The sequence below is a fragment of the Bacillus sp. FSL K6-6540 genome (assembly GCF_038007545.1).
In genome coordinates this window covers 6,852,296-6,874,682 of record NZ_JBBOXH010000001.1, presented here as the reverse complement: position 1 = coordinate 6,874,682, position 22,387 = coordinate 6,852,296, and the positions used below count along the sequence as shown (strand labels likewise).

Here is a 22,387-nt window from a genome sequence, read left to right as displayed (position 1 = left end):
AGGATGACCAGCCAAACCATGGTGTTCTCGCTGGATTCGCAAACGCTGGAGCGGATCGAGCAGAAGTTTCAGGAGAAAATCGTTTTTGCGGAGGCCCGCAAGGATCAGCTGTTTCACGTATTTGAGCAGGAACTGACGGAAGAAGAGACTTGGGCTTTGAAATATTTGTTTGCTTATATGCCGGTGAACGACTTGGCCGACTACGATGGTGCATTGTTCTTAAACCATGTGCGCCAAGCCTTGGACATCCGTAAGCGCGTGCCTTGGGGCGAGCGTGTGCCGGATCATCTGTTCCTGCATTTTGTGCTTCCATATCGGGTCAATACGGAAAATATTGAGGATTTCCGCGGTATCCTTTACAACGAGCTGGCCGAACGGACGGCGCGGTTATCGATGGCAGACGCCATTCTGGAGACCAATTACTGGTGTCATGAGAAGGCCACCTACATCGGCAGCGATCTGCGAACGATTTCGCCGCTGACGATGATCCGGAATGCGCGCGGACGCTGCGGCGAGGAGTCTACGCTGGCGGTGGCCGCGCTGCGAAGCATCGGCATTCCCGCGCGTCAGGTGTATACGCCGCGCTGGGCCCATTGCGACAGCAATCATGCCTGGGTGGAAGCATGGGCGGACGGCCAGTGGTATTACATCGGGGCATGCGAACCGGAAGCTCGGTTGAACCAAGGGTGGTTCAGTCCGCCGGCGCGCAGGGCCATGCTGATCAATACGCGAATTTTTGCCGATTACCCGGGGCCGGAGGATATTACCCTGAATGAGAAGGGATTTACGGAAATCAATTTGCTGGAGAACTATGCGCCGGCTCGCACCCTTGACGTGATCGTGAGGAACGAGCAGGGAGAGCCCGTATCCGGTGCAAGCGTGCGGTTTGAGCTGTACAATATGGCCGAATTTTATCCCATTGCCGAGATCAGGACGGATGAACGGGGAGTGGCCTCCTTTAAGACGGGTTATGGCGATCTCTTGATTCGAGCGGTCAGCGAAGGCAAGTGGAGCGAAATCTTATATAAGGCCCACGATAACGAACGTATTGAGCTAGTGCTTGCTTCATCCGAACAGCCGGCAGGAATCGTGGATTTCGATATGGTTCCTCCGCCCGAAGGAGAAGGAGATGCCGCGTCGGCGCTGCCGGAAGAGATGATCCGGGCTCATAATCGCCGTCTGGAGGAAGGGTCAAAGATCCGGACCGACTACGAGGGGACATTCCTGAGCGAGGAAAAGGCATTCGCGGTGGCCAAGACGCTAGGGCTGCCACCCGAACGGGTGTGGGGCGTTCTGCAAAAGGCCAGGGGCAACAGCCGCGAAATCGCCGCTTTCCTGGAGGAGCGATCGGGCGAATATGGCGAGTGGCCGCTGCGGCTGCTGGAGTCGCTGAACGAAAAGGATTTGATTGATACCTTCCGGCAAACGCTGGATGATCATCTGATGGGCGCGATCTCCCGGCGCGGATCGTGGGATGAGGATACCTTCGTGAAGTACATCCTGTGCCCGCGGGTCTCTTATGAAATGCTGGTTCCGTATCGACGCGTATTCGACCATGCCTTTACGGCCGCGGAGGCAGAAGCGTTCAGGGAAAGTCCATCGAAGCTTGCCGGTCATTTGGAGCAAGGCTATGCGTATCATGAAGATCTTCCCAACTTGAAGGGCAAGGGGAATCCGGCCGGCACGTACAGCCTGATGAAGGGAGACCAGCAGTCGCTGGATATCCTGTTCGTGGCGGTATGCCGCAGTCTGGGAATTCCTGCCCGGCTGCATCCGAGCGAGCAGAAGCCGCAGTACCTAGGTGATGGCGGTTGGGAAGATGCCGTATTCCGTCTGGCTTCCCATCGGAACCAGGAGGGATCGAGCTGGGGGATGCTGCAGCTCCTCAGGGATACGGAGGTTTCGAAGGACGCGCCAGCCGCATCCTATGCCGAGAATTTTACCTTCGCCCGCTTGGAAGAAGGCGTGTACAAGACGCTGGTATACCCTTATGGCATGACCGATGTTTACGATGGGCCGTATGAGGTGGAGCCGGGTTCTTACCGCTTGACTTCGGGCGTCCGGCTGAAGGACGGAACGGTAAGCGTGCGCTTTACGTACTTTACCGTGCGAGCGGATGATACCGTAGCGGTAGCGCTGACGTATCGGGAAACGGCGGTCGACATTCCCGTGCTGGGCAAGCTCGAGACGGGCGGCGTTTTGACCCGGCTGGATGGAACCGGGGCCGTTCTGAAGGGGCTGTTGGGATCAGAGGGAGCCATCGCTGCCTGGATCGAACCGGAGCGGGAGCCGACCAAGCATCTGCTTCGCGAGCTGAGCGAGTTGGCTGAGCCGCTCGACAAGCTGGGATTGCCGATTGTGCTGGCAATCGGAGATGCGGAATGGACGGCTTCCTTTGATCCGGCCGGCTATCCCAAGCTGCCGGCACGCACGGTATTCTTGCGGGATTCCGGTTATGCTTCCTTATCGGGCTTCATCCCGGATCCTGCCGCGCATGAAGCCGGTTACCCTCATTTGTTCGTCCTGGACGGCCAGGACCAGATCCGTTATGCGGCTTCGGGATACAAGATCGGCACCGGGAAAGAAGCGCTGCAAATTGCAGCCGCGATATCACAACCCTAGAATGGATCGGAGTGAAGTGTAATGACGAAGTACATTGCGGCGGGATACGCCGTCGATTCGGCTCTTCCCGACATGACGCATGAGGATTTGACGAAATTGACGCATCTGAACGTGGCCTTCGGCCATGTCAAAAACGATGAGATCACGACCGAGCATCTGAAGAATGGCGAGGTTGTCCGGAACATCAAACGGGATCACCCCGATCTTACGGTGCTGCTGTCCGTTGGCGGCTGGAGTGCGGGCGGTTTCTCGGAAGCCGCCTCAACTGAGGGGGGAAGGGAACGCATGGCCGCATCCGCCATACGGGTGCTGGAGGAATACCCTTTTGACGGGATCGATCTGGACTGGGAATATCCTTGCTACGGGGAGGCCGGCATAGCGTCAAGTCCGGACGATAAACGGAATTTTACCCTTCTGCTCAAGACGATCCGGGAGGCTCTTGATGCCAAGGGCTCGCAAGACGGGCGTCACTACCTGCTTACGATAGCTGCGGGGGCCGACCAGTACTATGTAGACGGCACGGAGATGGCGGAGGTGCAGAAGTACCTGGATTTTGTCCAGTTGATGACCTATGACATGCGCGGCGGGTTTCAGATCCTGACCGGACATCATACGAATCTGTACACGCCCACCGGCGATCTGTTCCGAATCAGCACGGATGCTTCCGTGAACCTGTTCGTCCAAGCCGGCGTTCCGAAGGAGAAGATTGTCATCGGTGCCGCATTTTATTCGCGCGTATGGAATGAAGTGCCGGACCGGAACAACGGCCTTCACCAAATGGCCGGCAGCACGGGCGGTTATGGTCCGGCGTTCGCGGAGCTGGCTGCCGAGTACATCAACAAGAACGGCTACATCCGTTATTGGGATGAGGAGGCTTGTGCGCCGTATCTGTTTAACGGCTCCAGCCTGATTTCTTATGACGATGAGGAATCGATTCGGTGCAAATGCCAATACGTGAAGGAGCAAGGCTTGGCCGGGATCATGTTCTGGGAATACGGATGCGACCCGACCCGTCGCCTGCTGACGGCCATGCATCAAGGACTTCAGAGCATCCCGGCCGGGAAATAGAAGATGCCGCCGCTGCGCGACGGCTGGCTGATAACGCCTTAAAACATACGAAAACCTCCCTTGGACCCTAGGGCCCAAGGGAGGTTTTCATTTATCCGGCGAAACCGTTACCCGATGCACTCATCGTCGTCATCGTCCGTGGAATCGGCGGCGTTGGGACTGTGCATTTTGCGGTATTGGCCCGGCGTGTAACCCGTCTCTTTCTTGAATTTGCGGATGAAGTTCGGTGTATCCAGGTAACCGACCCGCGTAATGATATCCTTTAACGGGTCGGATGTGTGCAGCAGCTGCCGGATGACCTCGTCCATCCGCTTCTGCCAGATGTACTGGGTAAAGTTCATGCCGATCTTCTCTTTGAAGGAGCGGCTGAAATACGACGAGGAGATGGAGAACTTGGACGAAATCGTGCCGAGACTCAGGTCATAATCCGTGAAATTGCCATCGATGTAAGCGACGATTTCGTCCATCAGGGAGCTTTCTTCCGTCTCGCTCTTCGCCTCGACATGGGCGCAGATTTCGGCGGCGAGGCCTGCCAGCTTCTTCTCCAAATCCTCCAGCGAGTCATAGGAAGTAACGCGCGGCAGCTGATTAACCACATGATGGATGCCCAGCTCCGAAGCCGTCTTCAGCATCGTGTTCAGGATATCAAAGCATATGCAGCGCAGCAGCGGTACGGACGGCATTTCCGCCTTCAGGTTATTCAATGCGGTGGATACCATCTGAACCGCCACGTCGTAGCTGCCCTGCTTCAAGCTTTGTACCAGTTTCAGCAGCACATCCTTAGGGACCCAGAAGGAGGAATCCTGCGCACCGGAGCCTGAAAGAGCGTTAAAGAAGGTGCTGCTCCCCTGTCCATGCAGCATGGATGCTTCCAGCGCGGTCGTTGCCTCGATGAAGGACTGATTCAGCTGTTCCGGATAGCTGTAGCGGTTGCCTACCCCGATCGCGGGAGATACGCCCGTGTGCTCGGCCGCGATCGATTGCAGCGCCAGGGCGATGGGCTCCATGCGTGCGTTAAGGCTCGCTTCATGGCCGGTTTCCGCATCGAATCCGACGATGAGGGCCAGCTGATCGGGCTGCGGCAGCTCCACGCCATAAGCATAGGCGGAAAAAGCGGTCAGCTCCACATCGTTCATCAGCTGCATGACAGGCCGCCGTTCCGGATTGTCGCCGATGGGAAGGGCATGCGACTCCCAGCCCATGGTCACGACAAAATAGTGGGATCGGCTGAAGCGGATGCCCAGCTTCTCCGTATACTCGGCGGGGAATTCCCCGGTGTGGCCGTGCTTCAGCAGCATGAGCAGTATATGATTTCGGGCATAGGGCTCTTGAAGGTCGACGCGCTGGCTGTAATCATGCAGCGTCTTCTTGATCCATTCCAGCTCGTTGCTGGGAGTGGACGGTTCGGGATCATTCTTCAAGCGAATGAACTCCATCAAATCCGAAATCGGATGGTATTGCCTGCGAGCCAGCATGATCGCCAGAATGGTGCCCATCATCACCACGAAGGAGAATACCAGAACGATAAAAGTGCGGATATGCACGATGCGGCCGAAAAATTGGTTGCTTGGCATCGCGGTGACATAAGTCCAGCCCGTGTCGGATTTGACGGATACAACCGAATGGGGCTCTTGGTTCAACGAAAGGCTGTGCGTTCCCGGCTCAAGCGAGAACAGCGCGTTGACCTCCTGCTCGGTAATGGTCTCGCCTTTGTAATTGGCGGCCAGCACTTGTCCGTAATTATCGAAAATATAAGTCATCCCATGATAATCGCTGAGGATGGAGTCGATCAATCCCGTCAGATTCGATTCGTGGATGAAATACATGACGGTGCCGTGAGCCGGCGTATTGTTGGGTGCGATCGGCACAAGGTATGCCAGCATGGAATTCTGGGTTTTGGTCCCTTGCACGACTTGTTCCGCCGGACGCATGGTCGGGATTTGGACGGAGTTTAAATCCCGGACCATCTCCGTTTCGTTCCAGCTGTTGAATTTGTAGCGGTCGGTAAATACGTTTAGGTTCTCGAAGCCCTGGGACGAGTAAATGCTGTTATCTCCGCGGAAGAAGAGGAACAGTTCATCGATGATGGAGCTAGTGGCTTTGTATTTGACCAAGGCCCCGATGGATTCCCGGCTGTAGTACGGATGGTGGGTCCAATAGCGGGTCAGTTGCTCGTCGTAGGCAATTCGAAACGCGATGTCCTGCAGTTCCTTCATGCGCTCATCGATGACGGTTTTGGCCTGGGTCAGCTGATTGACGTTGGTCTGCTCGATCTCGGAACGGAGCGTATCCACGGCATTGTGGTAAATGATGATGGTTAATATAACAAGAGGTATCAGGAAAATGGATATGTAGGACAGTGTGTATTTAAGCAGAAGCTTGGACTTGAAGTGATTCCATTTCATATCTGCAACCTCCCGGTATTTTAAGATTATGGAATGATAAGTTTACAGCAGAGCTGAACCATTCGATAATCGCAAGAAAATCTCCTCTGGGCATAAGTCTATCATCTGCGAAGGTACGTCGATAGACGTTTGACCTTTTGCGCCGTCTGATAGCGCTATCATAAATAAAGGCAAGGCTATGGCTTTCATGATTAGCCGCCGGATGTTCCTAATGAAAATACTAGGAGAACTTGACTAATAAATCAATGGATCATTACTAAAATTAATTGGAGACATGCAAAATTTCAAAATCGCAATGTAAATAACGAAGGTAATGGGTACTTATAGGCCGTTGCCGGGCTTCTATGGACGCGCATGTCTTATCATTGCCTACGTTGCTTGAAAAAACCGGAGCCGCTGCGGCTCCGGTTGATTTGGACTAGGCTGATCAGGCAGGTATTAAGGCTTGGCGACAAGCGTTGGGGCGACGCGATGCTTCGTTGCCTGCTCGTAGTCGTAGGCCATGCCGAGCAAGTCGGCTTCGCTCCACATTTTGCCGACAAAGGCGATGGAGAATGGAGAACCGCTCTTATAATATCCAGCCGGCACCGTGACGAGAGGAACGCCCGCGATGTTGATCTCGGGAACGGTAGTGTCGGCGATTTTGTCCTCGCTGTGAAGCAGCGGCGTTTCCTTATACATCTGAGGGAAGACGAGTGCATCCAGCTTGTGTTGATCCAGCACGTCGTTAAAAATATGGAGATACTTCGTTCTGATTTCCGTGAATTTCGAGAGATCAGGGACGGAGCCAGGATTTTTCAAGGCTTCCGGGTACCTGGCGAGCGCCGATGGGGTCTCGCCCGTCTTCACGATCAGTTCATCCACCGACTGAATGGCGGCATTCGGACCCAGGCGCTTCAGATACTGCTCCATATCGTACACGATCGATTCAATGCCGATGGAGCCTGACGACTTGGCGAATTCGGCGAATTCCGAATCGGCGAACGGATCGGTAACCACGATGGCTCCCTGACCCTCCAGTTCCTTCACGGCCCGGTCATATAGTTTCTGGGTCTCCGCCGTCAGCTCTTCGCCAAGCCACCCCGGGCCATAGAGACCGATGCGTTTGTTCTTGAGGGCCAACGGATTCAGCTTGGAGGTGTAGCCTTTCTTGGGAATGTTGCCGATCGATGCAACGGTCTTGGCATCCTCGGCCGTGTAGCCTGCGATGACGTCCAGCATGACGGCGGCGTCGTGAACCGTACGGGCATGCGGGCCGACAACGTCTCTGGTGCTTCCGGCGAGAGGCACGACCCCGGCATTCGGCACCAATCCGAAGGTTGGCTTGATGCCGACCAGCGCTTGGGCAGCCGCCGGATTCTGGATCGATCCGCCGGTTTCTTCGGCAATGCCGAGCACGGCAAAGTTGCCTGATATGGACATCGCCGTTCCGGAGCTGCTGGCGCCCGGGACCAGCTTCCGGTCGATGGCGTTATAGGTGTCGCCGGCCCAGCTGGAGCTGGCGCGCGTACCGTCGGAGCTGAATGCCGGGATATTGGTCTTGCCCAGTATAATGGCGCCGGCCGCCTTCAAGCGGGCAACGACGGGGGCGTCCTTCTCCGGAATCAGCTCGATTCCGCCGAGCTCTTTGCTGAGCGGGCCCCAGCCGAAGGTGGACGGGAAGCCGGCGACGTCGACGGCTTCCTTGATGACAATCGGCACACCTGCAAGGGGGCCGAGCTTCTCGCCGGCCGCCCGGCGCCGGTCAGCCTCGCGGGCTTCCTGAAGCGCGCCCGCATTCATCATGGTAAACGCATTGTAATTGGATTCATAGATGCCGATCCGGTCGAGGTAGGCCTTCACAACCTCTTCGGTTTTGAACGTTCCTTCCGCGTAACCCTTCTCAAGCTCCTTCAATGTAATTTCCTCATAGGGAAACCGTTCAGCTGCCGCAGCGGTTATGCTGTTCATGGCCAATCCAAGCAGGAGTGCCATGGACAACACGCGTTTGAATATCTTGGTTTGTTTTTTCATCATTCATCATTTCCCCCATTCGTCGTTTTTTCGCATCTCCCATGCGATCTTAGAGACTATCAAGGAACTGAACTGCAATAATGTAAGTATTAATAACATGAATATGACAATCTCTAAGTGATTTAGAACATTTCACCTCCTGATTCATAACATTTAATGACGAAGTGGTGTTGGATTCTTTGTTAATTAGTAAAGTTAATGGTTTTTTTTGAAGGTGTCAATCATTTTATGAGATTCCGATAAAAAATAATGTAAGATAATCTTACACATAATAAAACCCGTGACTAGACAACCTGCTTGCTTAGGCTGTATAGTCACGGGTTCTTGAAGGTTCCGTCCAACTTCGGGGGAAACGGACGTGGAATTAGGTTGCGCTGCCCTCCGCTTGAGTGAGCTGCAGCTGCTTGCGATAGATGAATCTGGAAATCGAAACGCTGATTTCGTACAGCAGGAACAGCGGGACGATCACGATCAGATCGGACATGATATCTGGCGGCGTAATGGTCACGGCCACGATGCAGAGCAGGAAGTAGGCTGATTTGCGCATCTTGGCCAGCCGGTGCGGATTCACGATGCCGAGCTTCGTCAGAAAAACGACGATGGCGGGCATTTCGAACAGAAATCCGAACGGTACGGTCATATGAATCATGAACGTGAAGTATTTTTGCGCGGTATACATCGTTTGGAAGGCCCCTTCGGCCATGCGCTGCATGAACTGCAGCACCATCGGGAACAGCACGAAGTATCCGAAGCAGATGCCGGTAATGAATAACACGCTGATGACGGGAATGAGCAGCATGGCGGAGCGGTGGGTTCCGTCCGGCAGCGCCGGCTGCACGAACCGCCATATTTGGTAAGCGGCAATGGGAAGCGTGACGGTGACGGCCACCACGCCTGCAATGATCATATACACCCACATCACTTCGGAGGGACCGAGCAGAACGAGCTGCTCGTCCATCCCGCGTACCAGCCAGTGATAGATCTTCTCGACGTAGATGAAGGCGGCCACCATCGCGACCAGAAACGCAATCAACGTGCGGATCAGGCGCTTCCGCATTTCTTCCAGATGTTCGATCGCGCTTTGGTCGTTCGGATTAGCTGTGCTGCTTATCGACCGCTGCAGCAGTCTGCGGAGCATCGTCTTTTTTCCCATTCTCGTCGTCTCCGTTCATTAAGCCGCGGGTTGCGCCCTTAAATTCGCTTAAGGTTCGCCCGAAAGCGCGACCGAGCTCGGGAAGCTTGGAGGGACCGAATATGATGAGTGCGATAATCAAAATAAGAATTAAACCACCGATTCCAATGTTGCCAAACGGCATGATCCTCGCTCCTTTCGATTGGTATTATTCCAGTTTGAAGCCGCTAATCGCCACGACCGCGCAGCGTGCCATCTTTTCGCCGGAGCGGTGAGGCCATGTACTGGTTGGTTTGCTGAGGTCTTCCGTATTCTCGCCCGGGTGTTGAACGGACAGGAAGAGCGTCTGCTCGTCGGGAGTGAAGAAAGGACCTGTAAGCTCGGACTCTACCGGTCCGGAAGCGAATTGCAGCGCAACTCCTTGTTCCGGCCCGCTGGTTGGAATCACGAACAGTCCGTTGTTCATAAAGGATTTATGAACGCCTTTGTTCTGGCTGCTGCTGGAGATGTCCGTCACGACCCACAGGTCGCCGTTCGAGTCGAACGCCAGGTTGTCCGGCGAGCTGAAGCCGGATTGGCGTCCGCCGGCAGCAAAGATCTCAAAGTCGAACTCCATGGCGGCCAGATCGTTGCCCGCTTCAAAGATACGCGTGATGTGACCGTGGATGTTGCCGTGATTGTCGTTGTTCGTATGGCAGACAAACACGGTGTTGTCGAACGGCGAGATTTCGATGTCTTCCGGACGGTCCGTCGGCGTTCCGCCGACAAGACGGGCAGCTTCCTGACAGTAAGTCACCACATCGCCTTGGGACTTGAATTTGGCCTGGAGCTCTTTATCTTCTGCAGTGGCCTTGGCTACGGCTTCAAGGGTGACCGGCTGCCACTTACCCGATTTCAGGTTGGCAACGTACAGGGTTCCGTCTTCCAGAAGCGCAGAGTTGGCGCGCCCTTTGCTCTTATCGTATTTGTGCTTGCTGATGAATTTATAGACGCAGGCATCCTTCTTGTCGTCGCCCATATAGACAACGACCCGGCCGTCTGCGGCAAGGCCCATGGCGGTGTTCTCATGATTGAATCTGCCGAGGGCGGTGTGCTTCTTCAAGAAGGATTTATCGAACGGGTCCACCTCGACGACCCAGCCGTAGTGCGTATCCGGCAGGTTCGAGACTGCCGCCGTGTCTTCGAAATTCTCTTCGCAGGACAAAACCGTGTTCCACAGCGTTACGCCGCCGGAGCAGTTGGCAAACGTGCCGGTCGCCGTCGTGGCGCCTTTCAGCGCAGGGATGCCCTTGGCCGGACCGGTGATGTCGAATTTGCTGAAGCCGTTGATGCGGCGGGCATGGGTGGAGGTGGTGTCCATTTTCCATACGCCCTTCTCGTCGCGGTATACCTCAATGACCGACATGCCTTGGTAATACAGGTTTTTATGGATTTGATCCGCCGTCATTTTCCCGTCCTTCACAGGTCCGATCGAGAAGATGGTGGAATACTCATGATTGTTGACCAGGAGGCCGCGGACATTGGAGCCCTTGAGCGGGAAAAATGCGTTGTAATCGCAGCCGGAGCCGAATTTTTCGCCAGCCGGATTGATTACGTCGTCGAATGCCGCAATGACATCATATTTAAAATTTTTAGGCAGGACGAGCTGGTCTGCTTTGGTTGGTTCGATTGGCTCGAAGTAGCCGCTGACCCGATTCGTTTTGAATCCGAACAGATGATTTGCGGTTCCGGACATGGCGGAGGCTTTTCCTTCCAATACGCCTAAGCCAGCGGAAGCGGCTGCCAATGCGGTTGCGCCCGTACCCAGATAAGACAGAAACGTTTTGCGATCCATCGTTTTATTCAAGCTTATCCACCCCTAATGTATAAATTGCCATCAGGACAAGTTTATAGGGGAAATGTTATGGGAATATCATCGGTGAATGGTGGAAATGTAAAAATGAAGTAAATTAGGTATGGTGCACGATTCTAGCTTTAATAACTTGGCCTAACTACCAGTTGATGGTGCCAAAATGAACAGATTCAGTTATTTGGGCTTTAGGGTGAATTGATGGATTAAATTGATGGATTGTGTGGGTCGACCGACCGTCCGACCGATTTGTAACGATTAACCTACTGTGTCGAACGGATAGAATGAATCGAAGGACGCGAATGGATTGATGGACGTATTGTATCGATAGGGCGAGGTTTGTTTGTCCGCGGAATACCAGGCGCTGCATGAGCGTGTTGACTGTTGTAATGATTTGAGGACAGAGGTTCCGCTATTACGTCTCGATTGGTTGGTTTGGGGTTAAATGAGGACACCAGATCCGTTATTACATAGAATATGGCTGTTAATCGTGGTATTTATAGTAGATAGCGGATTCTGAGTCCGGAAGTACGGGGAAAGTTGCTTTTTTTTCGAAATAACGGATCTAGTGTCCATTAGTTTGTTTATTCGTCTCTTTGGATATCTGCAAGAACTGCAAGAACTGCAAGAACTGCAAGAACTGCAAGAACTGCAAGAACTGCAAGAACTGCAAGAACTGCAAGAACTGTTGCGTGCTTCCGGCAGTACTGCAATACAAGCGGAGTTATAGGTACGGGCTTGTGTTGGACTGGTGCAACGTTTTAAGGACGGAGGATCCACACTTAGTGCGGATCAAGATATAGTAAGAAAGGGGTTCCCCTTTCAGTATAAAGAACCATATAGACTGATTAATCAGCTTATATGGTTCTTTATTATGTTTAATTAAGGTTATACCGCTGACGCATCTGATCAGCCATAATGCGGATATCCTCGGCCCCAGGCATCGTAAACCTGGAAGCCGCTTCGGCAAAATCCTTGCCTGCCTGCCATCCTCGAATGACCCCTTTAACGGCTGCGGTGAATTGACGCACCGCGTCGAAGCCGATGCCGATGTTGGTCAGTTCCTCGAGGCTCGCGGTGCTGTCAGCTTCTACTAGAGGATAATGCTTGGGATCGGCTCCCTCAGCTGCGATATCATAGAAGGAACGAACCAGCCGGGCGCGTTCGCTGCCCGAACCTTCGGCAATGATAAAAGCCTGGATAATGAAGGCTCTCCGCTGCCGCCGCTGTGCAATGCCGCAAAATTTGAGGCCGCCGATGCTGAGATCAAACGTACCGGGGCAGAAAGCGCCGGCAATTTCGCCGGTATCGACGTTTTGGCCCGTACCGTGGAGGGCTTCCCGGATCAGCTCCACCATAATTTCAAAGTCCTGATGGAAATCAGGCGCCGGTCCGGCGGAGGCAAAGGGGAGGATGAGGGAGAGGTTCACCACGCCCGCGTCCAAGGGTACCGCGGCACCGCCCGAATGGCGAACGGCGGTGTCATAGCCGAGGTAACGAAGGTGGGCCTCCCCTTGCAGCGCCTGGGGCAGGCGGCTGTCGCGCACGCCCATGACAAAGGCGCGCGGATGCCGCCACAGATGGCAGATTGCGGGCCGGCCTTCTCCGGTCAGCCTGCATAAAAGCTCGTCCAGCGCAAAATGATACAGCACGTCCTGATGCGCTAAATTATCGGTCCGGTCAAGCAGCAGGACGGGTTGGTCTTCTGGTAGTATCAGCGGAATGTTCACGCTTGTTGCGCCTCCTTAATAGGGAAAGGGTAAAGTAAAGCCCGATCAAATCTTGTTCCATGAACAGCATACCATAAATTCATGTTCTTCCTGATATCGCAAGAAAAACTTCATCTAACCGCGGTCTGTCATCTGCGAATGTACGTCGATCAACGTTTTTGTTTAGATATCAGAGCGTATAAACTTCAAAAGCATGTTCTTCCTGATATCGCAAGAAAAACTTCATCTAACCGCAGTCTGTCATCTGCGAATGTACGTCGATCAACGTTTTTGTTATAATCCGAGTAAGCTTATTGTCTTTATGAGTCATATGGTATAACGGAGAATGACTTCACTTCATATATAAAAGGAGAAGATCAACATCATGGAGATCTATAATAGTGTGGTTGATATGATCGGCCAGACGCCAATGGTGAAACTTCGGCGGCTAGTGCCAGTAGGATCAGCCGACGTCTATGTAAAGCTTGAGAGATTCAATCCTTCCGGCAGCGTGAAGGACCGTGCGGCCTACAATCTGATTCATACCGCGGAGGAGCAGGGCCTGCTCCAACCGGGGGGCACCATTATCGAGCCGACGAGCGGGAATACCGGCATCGGCTTGGCGATGATTGCAGCCGCCAAGGGCTATCGGGCCATCTTGATTATGCCGGACAACATGTCCAAGGAACGGATTAATATCTTGAAGGCCTACGGTGCGGAGGTCGTGCTGACACCGAGCAGCGAACGCATGCCGGGCTCGATTGCCAAGGCGCTCGAGCTTAGGGAGCAGATTCCGGGCAGCTTCATTCCGCAGCAGTTCGAGAATGCGGCCAACCCGGACATTCACAGGGTGACGACAGCACCGGAAATAATGGAACAGATGGAAGGGCGGCTGGACGCCTTCGTGGCGACGGCGGGAACGGGCGGCACCGTAACCGGAACCGGGGAAGAGCTGAGGAAGTCTTTGCCGAACCTCCATATCGCGGTGGTCGAGCCGCAGGGCTCGCCTGTGCTCTCCGGCGGACAGCCGGGACCGCACAAGCTCGTGGGCACAAGCCCGGGCTTCGTACCAAAGATCCTGAATACAAGCGTATATGACGAGATTATCCAGATCGCCGACGAGGATGCATTGCAGACCGCTCGGAATTTGGCCCGCAAGGAAGGAATACTGGTAGGCCCATCCTCCGGCGCATCGGTATTCGCGGCCCTTCGCGTAGCGAAGCGGCTGGGGGAAGGGAAGCGGGTTGTCTGCATTGCCCCGGATACGGGAGAACGGTATCTCAGCATGGATATTTTCTAAGCGGGAAGGACCTCCGGTTAACCGGAGGTCCTTTCTTGGTGTTCTATGGAGGGCATCCGCTGCTTAAGCTCCTGCATGAGTTGTTCATGGCTCCTCACGACGACCACTTTGCCGGGATAATCCGCAAGCGTGTCCTGGATCTGATATCTGCCCTCCCGCTGATAGGAGGCGCTCCAATCGAACATTTTTTTGAGCATGTCCCAAGTAGGAGTATAGTGCGCTTGTTCAAGTCGCAGTCGTTGCTTGATGAACCTTGTGATGATCCGGTAGGTTATGGTGGAGTAGGACGGGTTCAGAAAAACGATGAGATCCGCATGGCGGAAGCTGGGGCTGACCCATTTCAGATGAGCGCCCTCGATGATCCAGCCATTCGTGTTCACGATGCTTAGCAATAGCGCGTCCCGATCCGCCTCACTCCTCCTGATATCGTCCGGCTGGGCCCGCTCCCATAAGACATTGTCGAGCTCGTAATAAGGGAGATTAAACTGGGCGGACAGCTTCCGGGCAAGCGTTGTCTTGCCGCTGCCGACGGAGCCGATAATATGGATCCGGTTCGGGATCTTAGTGTCCATAAGAGATCACCGCATTCATGAGAAATGGTAGTTAATCATTTCGGTACCGGAGCGGGGATGTCCTTGTTTCGTTAGTCGTAAAATTATAGTGCCTCCTGCGGCGTATCGCAAATCTGCTTGAAGAAGGCTGTGATTTGCTCGGCAATCCAGGAGGGTTGTTCCGCGGCAATGAAATGCCCACCCGCATTCAGGTCCTTCCAGTGGATCACATTCGGAAATATCCGCTCCACGAATGTCCGGGGCGGACGCTCATTCCGCTGAGCGGTTAAGGTGACTCCGTGCGGTACAGGCGAAAACTCTTCGGGCCCCGGCCATCTCGTATGCTTGCCTTCATAATAATAACGGTTCGAGGCATTGATGTTCTGGGTCAGCCAGTAAATGGAGACGTTGGCCATGAGCTGCTCCTTGCTGAAATGCTGCAAGACGTTATCATCCTCGGGAGAGGTCCAGTAGTGCCATTTTTCCAGAATGAACGCGGCCAGCGCTACGGGCGAATCATGCAAACCATAGGCCGCGGTCTGCGGACGTGTGCCCAGGATATGGGCGTAAGCGCCCTCCTCGCGTTCCCATTGCTTCTGATATTCGAGGAACGCGGTCTCCTCGTCGGACAGCGTGGAAGACGAATCCGCATAGGGACTTGGGTTCCCAGGCGAGGTGGTATGATAGCCGATGAACCGGTCGGGATGGTCAAGACACATAAGTCCGAGGATGCTGGCACCGATATCGTAGCCATGTGCGCCGAATCGTTCATAACCAAGCCCTGTCATTAATTTCATGAGCAGTTCCCCGGCCTGACGGTCCTCAAAGCCCGGACGCAGAGGAATGCCGGAGAACCCATGGCCCGGGATAGACGGTATGACAACGTCAAAGGAAATTTCCGCATGACCGCCGAATTGCCCAGGATTCATAAGATATGGGATAAGTTCCAGCATTTCATAGAAGGAGCTCGGCCAACCATGAGCAATGAGGAGCGGGACGGAGTGTTCGCCGCTGCCTTTGATATGTATAAAGTGAATATCGATTCCATCGATTTGGGCGATATAATTCGGATAAGCCTGAATGGAGCGCCGGAAGGCTCCCCAATCGAATTCATGCCTCCAGTAGGCGACCATGTCCTTCATGAAATCAAGGGGGATGCCATAATTCCAATTTCCGCCGGGGATTTCGTCAGGCCACCGGGTCATGTCCAGGCGCCGATATAAATCGTCGATGGCAGCGGACTCGATTTGAAAAGAAAACGGTTGGATATTCATTCGCTTCACCTCTTAGGAAGAATGGGAGTCTGGTATACTGATACCAGCAGACTTGCAGCAGAATAGATAAAAATGGAGCAGGGGTGCTTTCTTTTAATGTGATGACCATTAAAATATTATAAATGGTTAGCTAACCGATAAATACACTTTACTGGTTTGTTATAGGGAAATCAATAGGAGGTTTGTTTGTTGTGGGAAATGAATTTGAGCAGCTCGAAATCATCGCCGATTTTATCAACACCCATGATAAACGGATGCGGTATGAGGGGGACCCGGGTTTGGAGCTGCTTTCTACCGCGGACGATCTGCGTACATGGCTGTTAAAAAACGGCTTTATTCTGAAACGGGACACCATATCCGAAGAGGATCTGGCTTTGGCCCGCGATCTGCGTGGCGGCTTAAGGGCAGCCATTCCGAATAATATACATGACCATAAGGAAGCCGGCTTTCAAGCGTTAAACCGTGCAGCCGGCCGATTCCGGTTCGCCTATCGCTTCAGTGAAGCCTCTGACGCCATTGAGCCAGTGGATGCACAAGGAAGAGGGGGCTTGGCCCGGCTGCTGATTCTGGTATTCCGGCTTCGTGAGAACAACGTGTGGAACAGATTGAGAGTGTGCACAGCCGCGGATTGCCAGTGGGTATTCGTTGACCGCTCCAGGCCGGGAACGGGCAAGTGGTGCTCAATGAAGGCCTGCGGCAATCGGGCAAAAAATAAGACGTATCGGGAGCGGGCGAAGTCCATGGGATGAACTGCCTGCCATAGGAACGGGCTTGGATAAGGATCATCGCCCCTCCATCGACCAATCAAGCGTTTGTCTTGATCGGTCTTTTTTTCGTGGAGCCGAACGTTTTCAACAGGAATACACGGTCCAATAACGAAATGGTTGTTACTTATTATTTTTTTTATTGAAAAATGTGAAGCGTTTGTCGATTAGGGGAAACTCTATTCGTTGGTTAAACATAGGACGAAAAATTTAAGCGAAAGCAACGATAACCAGGAGGGGAAGAAACATGAGATTTATGATGATCGTGAAAGCAACCGAGGATTCCGAGGCCGGCGTGCTGCCAAGCGCAGAGCAATTGGATGCCATGATGAGGTACAACATGGAGCTGGCGAGGGCCGGCGTGCTGCTTGCTGCGGATGGGCTCCATCCAAGCTCGGGCGCCATCCGGATTTCTTATCCGGAGCCGGGAGGCAAGCCGAAAATCACCGATGGTCCCTTTACGGAAGCGAAGGAACTGATCGCGGGGTACACCTTGATCGAAGTGAAAACGAGGGAAGAGGCGATCGAGTGGGCCAAACGCATGCCCGATCCGCACGGCTTCGGCGCGGGGCAGATCGAGCTCCGTCAGGTATTCGAACCGACAGAGTTAACGCAGGACCCGGAAGCGCAGGCCAAACAATTTGAAATGCGCGAACACATCCAAAGGCAGAATCCGTAATGTCGGCGGCCGATACCCATCGTACGATCGAGGCCATCTGGAGAATCGAATCTTCCAAAATCATTGCCTACCTGACCCGGATGGTCCGTGACATCGGCCTCGCCGAGGATCTGGCTCAGGATGCGCTCATTGCCGCGCTGGAACGGTGGCCGAATGACGGAATACCGGATAACCCCGGCGGATGGCTTATGACCGCGGCAAAGCGCAAAGCGCTGGACCTGCTGCGCCGGAATAAGGTGCGCGATCGGAAGTATGAGCTGTTGGGACGCGAAATGGATTCCCGAATGGATTCGGATATGGAGGTGCCGGAGGCGGGAGAAGTGAACGACGATCTTCTGCGGCTGATCTTTATGACCTGCCATCCGGTTCTGTCCCCCGAGGCGCGCGTAGCCCTGACGCTGCGTCTGCTCGGCGGATTGACGACATCGGAGATCGCCCGCGCTTATCTTGTGCCGGAACCGACGATCGCGCAGCGAATCGTTCGTGCCAAACGGACGCTGTCCGCGACCCGGGTTGCATTCGAGATTCCTCAGGGAACCGAACTGAAGCCGCGATTATCATCCGTCCTCGAGGTCATCTACCTTATGTTTAATGAGGGATACGCCGCTTCATCAGGCAGCCAGTGGATTCGTCCGCTGCTGTGCCAGGAAGCGCTTCGGATCGGACGGGTTCTGGCGGAGATCGCGCCGACGGAGGCCGAGGTGCACGGATTGGTCGCGTTGATGGAATTTCAGTCCTCCCGGTTCAAGTCACGGGTCAATGCGCAGGGCGAACCTGTGCTGCTCATGGACCAGAATCGGGCATTATGGGATTATTTATTGATCCGGCGCGGTTTTGCCGCTCTGGAGCGAATCGAGCGGTTGGGTGGAATGACCGGTCCTTACGCTATTCAGGCAGCCATCTCCGCATGTCATGCCGGTGCGCCCAGTGCCGCAGAGACCGACTGGATTCGGATCTCCGCGCTGTACGAGGCATTGGCGCAGGTTTCTCCCTCGCCGATCGTGGAATTGAACCGGGCCGTGGCCCTCTCCATGGCTTTCGGCCCGGAGATCGGGCTTGAGATCGTGGACGTTTTGCGAAGCGAGCCTGCCTTGAAGGGGTATCATCTTCTCCCGAGCGTGAGGGGTGACTTGCTCTTTAAGCTGGGTCGCCTGAACGAAGCCGGCGCGGAGTTCAAGCTGGCCGCATCGCTGACGGATAACCAGAGGGAGCGGGCGCTGCTCCTTGACCGAGCGGCAGAATGCCTGTCAGCAGGCTCTTAAGATGCGCTTCAGAAAAATTTTTAAAAAATTCCGAAAAAAATATGAAATTCATGTCGATTACGTCAAATCCCGTTCGTCATTTAGATATAAAACAAAAAAATCGAACCGAGAGGAAGATGAACATGCAAGCACAAATGGTACCTTTTATTATTTCCGAGGATGCAAGAGGCCAGGCCGAATTCTACATGCAGGCGATTGGCGGAGAGATCGGTTTATTGACTACATTCAAAGACATGCCGGGAATACCGGAAGCCCATCAGGATAAAGTCATGCATATGTCGTTAACGCTGGCCGGCGGCAATCAGCTGATTCTCTCCGACGCTTTTCAAGAAACCGGCAAGAGCACGAGCATGGGGCTGGCCATCACGTTCGATAACGAGGAAGAAGCCCGCGCAGCTTATCGCAATCTCAGCGACGGGGGGACCGAGAAGTATCCTTTTGCCCTGCAGCCTTGGGGAGCCTATTACGGCGAAGTGGTAGACCGGTACGGCATGACCTGGCAGATGGTTCATCGGGCTTGAGTACTAGAGCTCCCGGAAGCAGCAATCCGAAACGGAAATCCATATCCATTTGAAAAATACCATACTACGATACAGAAGGAGCCAATAAGATGAATCAAGAGGTAACGGATTACATGGCAGCCATCAGCGATACCTGGAAGGTCGAAGTCAGCGAGCGGCTTCGGGAGCTCGTGCACAATACGATCCCGGACGTCGCGGAACGGCTTCAATATAAAAAGCCGCATTTTCTGAAAAACGGAAAATACGCGGCGGTGATCAGCGTCGCCAAGAGCGCCGTGAGCTTTACGATTTTCAATGCGGAAGGGCTGGAATGGCCCGAGACGCTGTTCGAGGGGCCGCCTGAGCGGAAGACCATCAAAATATCGGCCGGGCAGCAGGTCGACTATGCAGCGCTGGCTTCCTTGCTGAAGCAGGCATCCGTAGGCCTGTAATCCATATGTAGTAGGGGTGCGACACGGGTAGTAACCGTACCGCAGGAGCGCCCCGGCATCTAAAGCCGCGATCCTAGGAGGATCGCGGTAAACGTCATTCTATTTCTTGGTGCCGTGCTGTTTGGTTGGCAGCTTGTCGCTTGGCGTTCCTTTGCCGTGATTCTCTTTGTTGCGACGGGCTTTCTCCGCGTTCTCATTCATTTTTTCCACGAAATCATGCGTGCTTTCCATAGGATATAGACTCCTTTCATATAGAATGTTGCTTGCCTGATCGTGCTTAATATAACCATTTCGTTGTGATCCTATTTGAAGATTTTGAAGACTCTGGAACGGGTAGGGATTGTGAGATTTTCGTATTGGGGGGATGAAGGATGTCCAGTAAACTCGTGTTGATCATGGTGGGAATGCTCGTTGTTCTGGGTATCGCCGGCTGCAGCGGAATTAACGAGGATACCGGATCCGCGGACCAACGACTGTATTCGGTCAAGAAACTGATGAAGCTGGACGCAGCGAAGGTAACAGCCATTCAAGTCGTGTATGGGGATGGCACGCGGATGGTGCTCGACCAGGAACAGGACATTGAGCCGATCATGAAGCGGGTGGATACCCTTCAAGCCAAACGGATGGCGGGTAACGAGGAACCGGGGTTTCTGTTCTTTATGGATGTCGTGCAGGGCGAGCAGCAGATTCGCGTGGCGAGCGAGTTTGAGGTGGATGGGGAGTCGTATATATTGGCAGGCCCGGAGCTGCCCGAACTGAACGCGTACATGGTGGAGCTGGGACGCTCCCATAACCCCGAATTGCTGCCGGGATTAACGTTTAACGAATAACTTCCCCGTGGGGAGCTTTGCCGCGAATCGTCAGCTTGCGGAATGGATGCCAAACGGTCAATTATGCGCAAAAAAAAGATCCAGCCGGGCCAATGCCCGGGCTGCATCTTGTTCGCAGGGGTCTAAAGACAGCCTGAATCCGGCTGCCGGATCCAACGTCTCGCTTACTTCTTGTGACTGATCAGCAGCTCGTATTTGTTCAAGGATGCACCCAAAATATTCTCGTTGCGGCCCTGACCGTGGGATTGCCGGAACGATTCGCTGGAAGTCCAGCGCTTGAACGCCTCCTCGTCTTCCCATACCGTAGAGATCTTCAGTTCCTCGGCCTCTGCGCCTTCCTTGGCTTCATGCCATACTTCCATCCGCACGAATCCTTCAATCTCCTGAACGCCCTTCGCTTCAGCGAAGCGCTGCGCGATTTCTTGTCCGAAGCCCGGTTTGACCTTGATCGAGTTTGTAACAACCAGCATATACGTGATCCTCCTTCGGTTTATGAGCGGAATAATTCCCGACATGTCTTGTTCTTTCTTGTACGTCCATTATACATGAACGAAAGAACCGATTTCATCTCAGGGTACCGGGATAACCCTGGCTTCATGCCCGAAGAGAAGGAAAACTCAGGTCGCGGGGGGACCTTCAGCCGAGAGCTCTGCCGCAGGTACGGCGGAAGCCGGGGCGGCCGCTTTAGGTTTTGCCCTTCCGCTCCACGACCAGTAGGTGCCTATACGGAGCAGCCGTTCAACCGGTCCGCTGCGGAACCGTTTCAACCAGATCAGGCTGGCCGTTGCCAGTACGGCATAGATGAGGATCGCCAGCAGCGCTCCCTGCAGCACGCCGAGTTTGCCGAACATGCCCAATCCGAAACCGTAAAATATCAATACGCATACAACGCTTTGCGTCAGATAGTTCGTTAACGACATTCGCCCCACCGCTTCGAACGCCCGGATCACCACCGATTGTTTGGACGAGAAGGCGTATAAGGACGCGAACAGGTGGAGATACCCCAGCGCGAGCAGGGGGCCGCCGAGCATCATCAGGACGCCGCTCCAGTTGTTCGTGGATTCGAGCATAACGCCTGCGGTTTTCAGTCCAAGCCCGACCGGAATGAGCAGCGACCATCTTAAATACAGCTTGATCTCCATGGACGGATGGAGGAAGCGCCCGCGTTTCGCGGCGACCATGCCAAACAGGAACATCGGCGCGCTCATGAGAGGGGCAATCAGGATCACCAGCAGCATCAGCCAGTCCGGGAGGTCGATGGGCATTTCCTCGGTTGACCGGAAGTTTAGGATCTCGCTATACGTGCCGCTGCCGTAGACTTCGATGGACTGCTTCACATAGTTCTCCATGCGCTCCGCTTCGCCTGCCGCAGGCTCCATGGAGCCGTACCCCAAGACGGCCATCAGCGCGAGCAAGAGAATGCCCCAGATCAAAATCGTTTTGGCCTTCCGTTTCACAAACAGCACCAGGAAGAGGCCGATCCCCCCATAGAACAGCAGAATATCGCCTTCCCAGATGAATATGGAATGCAGCAGGCCGAGTACGATCAGAAGAACCGACCTGCGGAAGAAGCTGCGTCCGTATTTAAGCCCCTTGCCGATCAGGCTTTCCCGCATCTTGATCATGCTGTAGCCGAACAGGAACGTAAAGATAGGCATGAAGCTGCCCTCTATGAACACCTTGAGCATGTCATGACTGATCAGGTCCAGCGTGGAAGGCTGGAAGAAATGCAGCTCGTCTTTGCCGAACATGCCGTACTGGAAAATAAGCATATTGGCCATCAGGATGCCGAGCAAGCTCAAGCCGCGAATCGCATCCACGGCGGTCGAACGTTTATTTGAATTCATGTCAATCACCTCTGACACCAAGTATAAAGCTCCAAACGAAATAACTCGGAAACGGCATCCTAACTTTTTCTTAACACTTCCAGCATTTGTTTAACTCCTGTTAAGGTTGCTGTGCTAGCATAAATGTCGG

At 54.0% G+C, this 22,387-nt stretch carries 21 protein-coding genes; 10 read left to right on the top strand and 11 right to left on the bottom strand.

Annotated features, from left to right (window positions below):
* The first annotated feature begins 3 nt into the window (after positions 1 to 3).
* Positions 4 to 2,622, top strand: coding sequence for a transglutaminase domain-containing protein (locus MHH82_RS30975; protein ID WP_036659313.1), 2,619 nt, complete (start codon positions 4 to 6; stop codon positions 2,620 to 2,622).
* Positions 2,623 to 2,643: 21 nt separating this feature from the next.
* Positions 2,644 to 3,690: a glycoside hydrolase family 18 protein gene (locus MHH82_RS30970; RefSeq protein WP_015737866.1), complete on the top strand. Its 1,047-nt coding sequence runs from the start codon at positions 2,644 to 2,646 to the stop codon at positions 3,688 to 3,690.
* A gap of 107 nt (positions 3,691 to 3,797) precedes the next feature.
* Here MHH82_RS30970 and MHH82_RS30965 read toward each other — a convergent pair whose 3' ends face one another.
* The 5 genes from MHH82_RS30965 to MHH82_RS30945 form a co-directional block, all read right to left on the bottom strand.
* Positions 3,798 to 6,095: a helix-turn-helix domain-containing protein gene (locus tag MHH82_RS30965; RefSeq protein WP_015737865.1), complete on the bottom strand. Its 2,298-nt coding sequence runs from the start codon at positions 6,093 to 6,095 to the stop codon at positions 3,798 to 3,800.
* Between the two features lie 438 nt (positions 6,096 to 6,533).
* Positions 6,534 to 8,111 (bottom strand): amidase, encoded by a 1,578-nt coding sequence (locus tag MHH82_RS30960; RefSeq protein WP_015737864.1) that lies wholly within the window; start codon positions 8,109 to 8,111, stop codon positions 6,534 to 6,536.
* Between the two features lie 361 nt (positions 8,112 to 8,472).
* Positions 8,473 to 9,246, bottom strand: a complete 774-nt coding sequence (gene tatC / locus MHH82_RS30955; RefSeq protein ID WP_340970210.1) for a twin-arginine translocase subunit TatC — start codon at positions 9,244 to 9,246, stop codon at positions 8,473 to 8,475.
* Positions 9,203 to 9,424 carry a twin-arginine translocase TatA/TatE family subunit gene (tatA, locus tag MHH82_RS30950; protein ID WP_015737862.1) on the bottom strand — a complete coding sequence of 74 codons (222 nt, stop codon included), beginning with the start codon at positions 9,422 to 9,424 and terminating at the stop codon, positions 9,203 to 9,205. Before tatA ends, tatC begins: the two co-directional genes overlap by 44 nt.
* A 24-nt stretch (positions 9,425 to 9,448) precedes the next feature.
* Positions 9,449 to 11,074: a PhoX family protein gene (locus MHH82_RS30945; protein WP_036659597.1), complete on the bottom strand. Its 1,626-nt coding sequence runs from the start codon at positions 11,072 to 11,074 to the stop codon at positions 9,449 to 9,451.
* 595 nt (positions 11,075 to 11,669) lie between these two features.
* On the opposite strand from MHH82_RS30945, the gene MHH82_RS30940 reads away from it, so the two are divergent.
* Positions 11,670 to 11,819: a hypothetical protein gene (locus MHH82_RS30940; protein ID WP_340969344.1), complete on the top strand. Its 150-nt coding sequence runs from the start codon at positions 11,670 to 11,672 to the stop codon at positions 11,817 to 11,819.
* 148 nt (positions 11,820 to 11,967) lie between these two features.
* Here MHH82_RS30940 and MHH82_RS30935 read toward each other — a convergent pair whose 3' ends face one another.
* Positions 11,968 to 12,819, bottom strand: a complete 852-nt coding sequence (locus MHH82_RS30935; protein WP_051425262.1) for a lipoate--protein ligase family protein — start codon at positions 12,817 to 12,819, stop codon at positions 11,968 to 11,970.
* Between the two features lie 364 nt (positions 12,820 to 13,183).
* Between MHH82_RS30935 and cysK the strand changes: the two genes are divergently transcribed.
* Complete coding sequence (gene cysK, locus MHH82_RS30930) at positions 13,184 to 14,098, top strand: cysteine synthase A (protein ID WP_036659312.1); 915 nt, start codon at positions 13,184 to 13,186, stop codon at positions 14,096 to 14,098.
* Positions 14,099 to 14,115: 17 nt separating this feature from the next.
* On the opposite strand, the gene MHH82_RS30925 is transcribed toward cysK, so the two are convergent.
* Positions 14,116 to 14,670 (bottom strand): DNA topology modulation protein FlaR, encoded by a 555-nt coding sequence (locus MHH82_RS30925; protein ID WP_015737857.1) that lies wholly within the window; start codon positions 14,668 to 14,670, stop codon positions 14,116 to 14,118.
* A gap of 83 nt (positions 14,671 to 14,753) precedes the next feature.
* Positions 14,754 to 15,923, bottom strand: a complete 1,170-nt coding sequence (locus tag MHH82_RS30920; protein ID WP_340969341.1) for an epoxide hydrolase family protein — start codon at positions 15,921 to 15,923, stop codon at positions 14,754 to 14,756.
* 191 nt (positions 15,924 to 16,114) lie between these two features.
* On the opposite strand from MHH82_RS30920, the gene MHH82_RS30915 reads away from it, so the two are divergent.
* The 5 genes from MHH82_RS30915 (at position 16,115) to MHH82_RS30895 (ending at position 19,580) form a co-directional block, all read left to right on the top strand.
* Positions 16,115 to 16,672 carry a CGNR zinc finger domain-containing protein gene (locus MHH82_RS30915; RefSeq protein ID WP_015737855.1) on the top strand — a complete coding sequence of 186 codons (558 nt, stop codon included), beginning with the start codon at positions 16,115 to 16,117 and terminating at the stop codon, positions 16,670 to 16,672.
* Between the two features lie 262 nt (positions 16,673 to 16,934).
* The gene (locus MHH82_RS30910) at positions 16,935 to 17,366 is read left to right on the top strand and encodes a YciI family protein (RefSeq protein WP_145039404.1); all 432 of its coding nucleotides are present in this window, start codon (positions 16,935 to 16,937) and stop codon (positions 17,364 to 17,366) included.
* The gene (locus tag MHH82_RS30905; protein ID WP_340969338.1) at positions 17,366 to 18,628 is read left to right on the top strand and encodes an RNA polymerase sigma factor; all 1,263 of its coding nucleotides are present in this window, start codon (positions 17,366 to 17,368) and stop codon (positions 18,626 to 18,628) included. The genes MHH82_RS30910 and MHH82_RS30905 overlap by 1 nt, the downstream gene beginning before the upstream one ends.
* A 122-nt stretch (positions 18,629 to 18,750) precedes the next feature.
* Positions 18,751 to 19,149, top strand: coding sequence for a VOC family protein (locus tag MHH82_RS30900; protein ID WP_015737852.1), 399 nt, complete (start codon positions 18,751 to 18,753; stop codon positions 19,147 to 19,149).
* A gap of 89 nt (positions 19,150 to 19,238) precedes the next feature.
* A complete protein-coding gene (locus tag MHH82_RS30895) occupies positions 19,239 to 19,580 on the top strand; it encodes a DUF1801 domain-containing protein (RefSeq protein WP_015737851.1) in 342 nt (113 codons plus the stop codon).
* Between the two features lie 99 nt (positions 19,581 to 19,679).
* On the opposite strand, the gene MHH82_RS30890 is transcribed toward MHH82_RS30895, so the two are convergent.
* Complete coding sequence (locus MHH82_RS30890) at positions 19,680 to 19,811, bottom strand: DUF4023 domain-containing protein (RefSeq protein WP_009590359.1); 132 nt, start codon at positions 19,809 to 19,811, stop codon at positions 19,680 to 19,682.
* Positions 19,812 to 19,951: 140 nt separating this feature from the next.
* On the opposite strand from MHH82_RS30890, the gene MHH82_RS30885 reads away from it, so the two are divergent.
* Complete coding sequence (locus tag MHH82_RS30885) at positions 19,952 to 20,410, top strand: hypothetical protein (RefSeq protein WP_340969335.1); 459 nt, start codon at positions 19,952 to 19,954, stop codon at positions 20,408 to 20,410.
* A 164-nt stretch (positions 20,411 to 20,574) separates the two neighbouring features.
* Here MHH82_RS30885 and MHH82_RS30880 read toward each other — a convergent pair whose 3' ends face one another.
* Positions 20,575 to 20,880: an antibiotic biosynthesis monooxygenase gene (locus MHH82_RS30880; RefSeq protein WP_036659302.1), complete on the bottom strand. Its 306-nt coding sequence runs from the start codon at positions 20,878 to 20,880 to the stop codon at positions 20,575 to 20,577.
* A 147-nt stretch (positions 20,881 to 21,027) separates the two neighbouring features.
* Positions 21,028 to 22,257: a DUF418 domain-containing protein gene (locus tag MHH82_RS30875; protein ID WP_340969333.1), complete on the bottom strand. Its 1,230-nt coding sequence runs from the start codon at positions 22,255 to 22,257 to the stop codon at positions 21,028 to 21,030.
* Between the last annotated feature and the right edge of the window lie 130 nt (positions 22,258 to 22,387).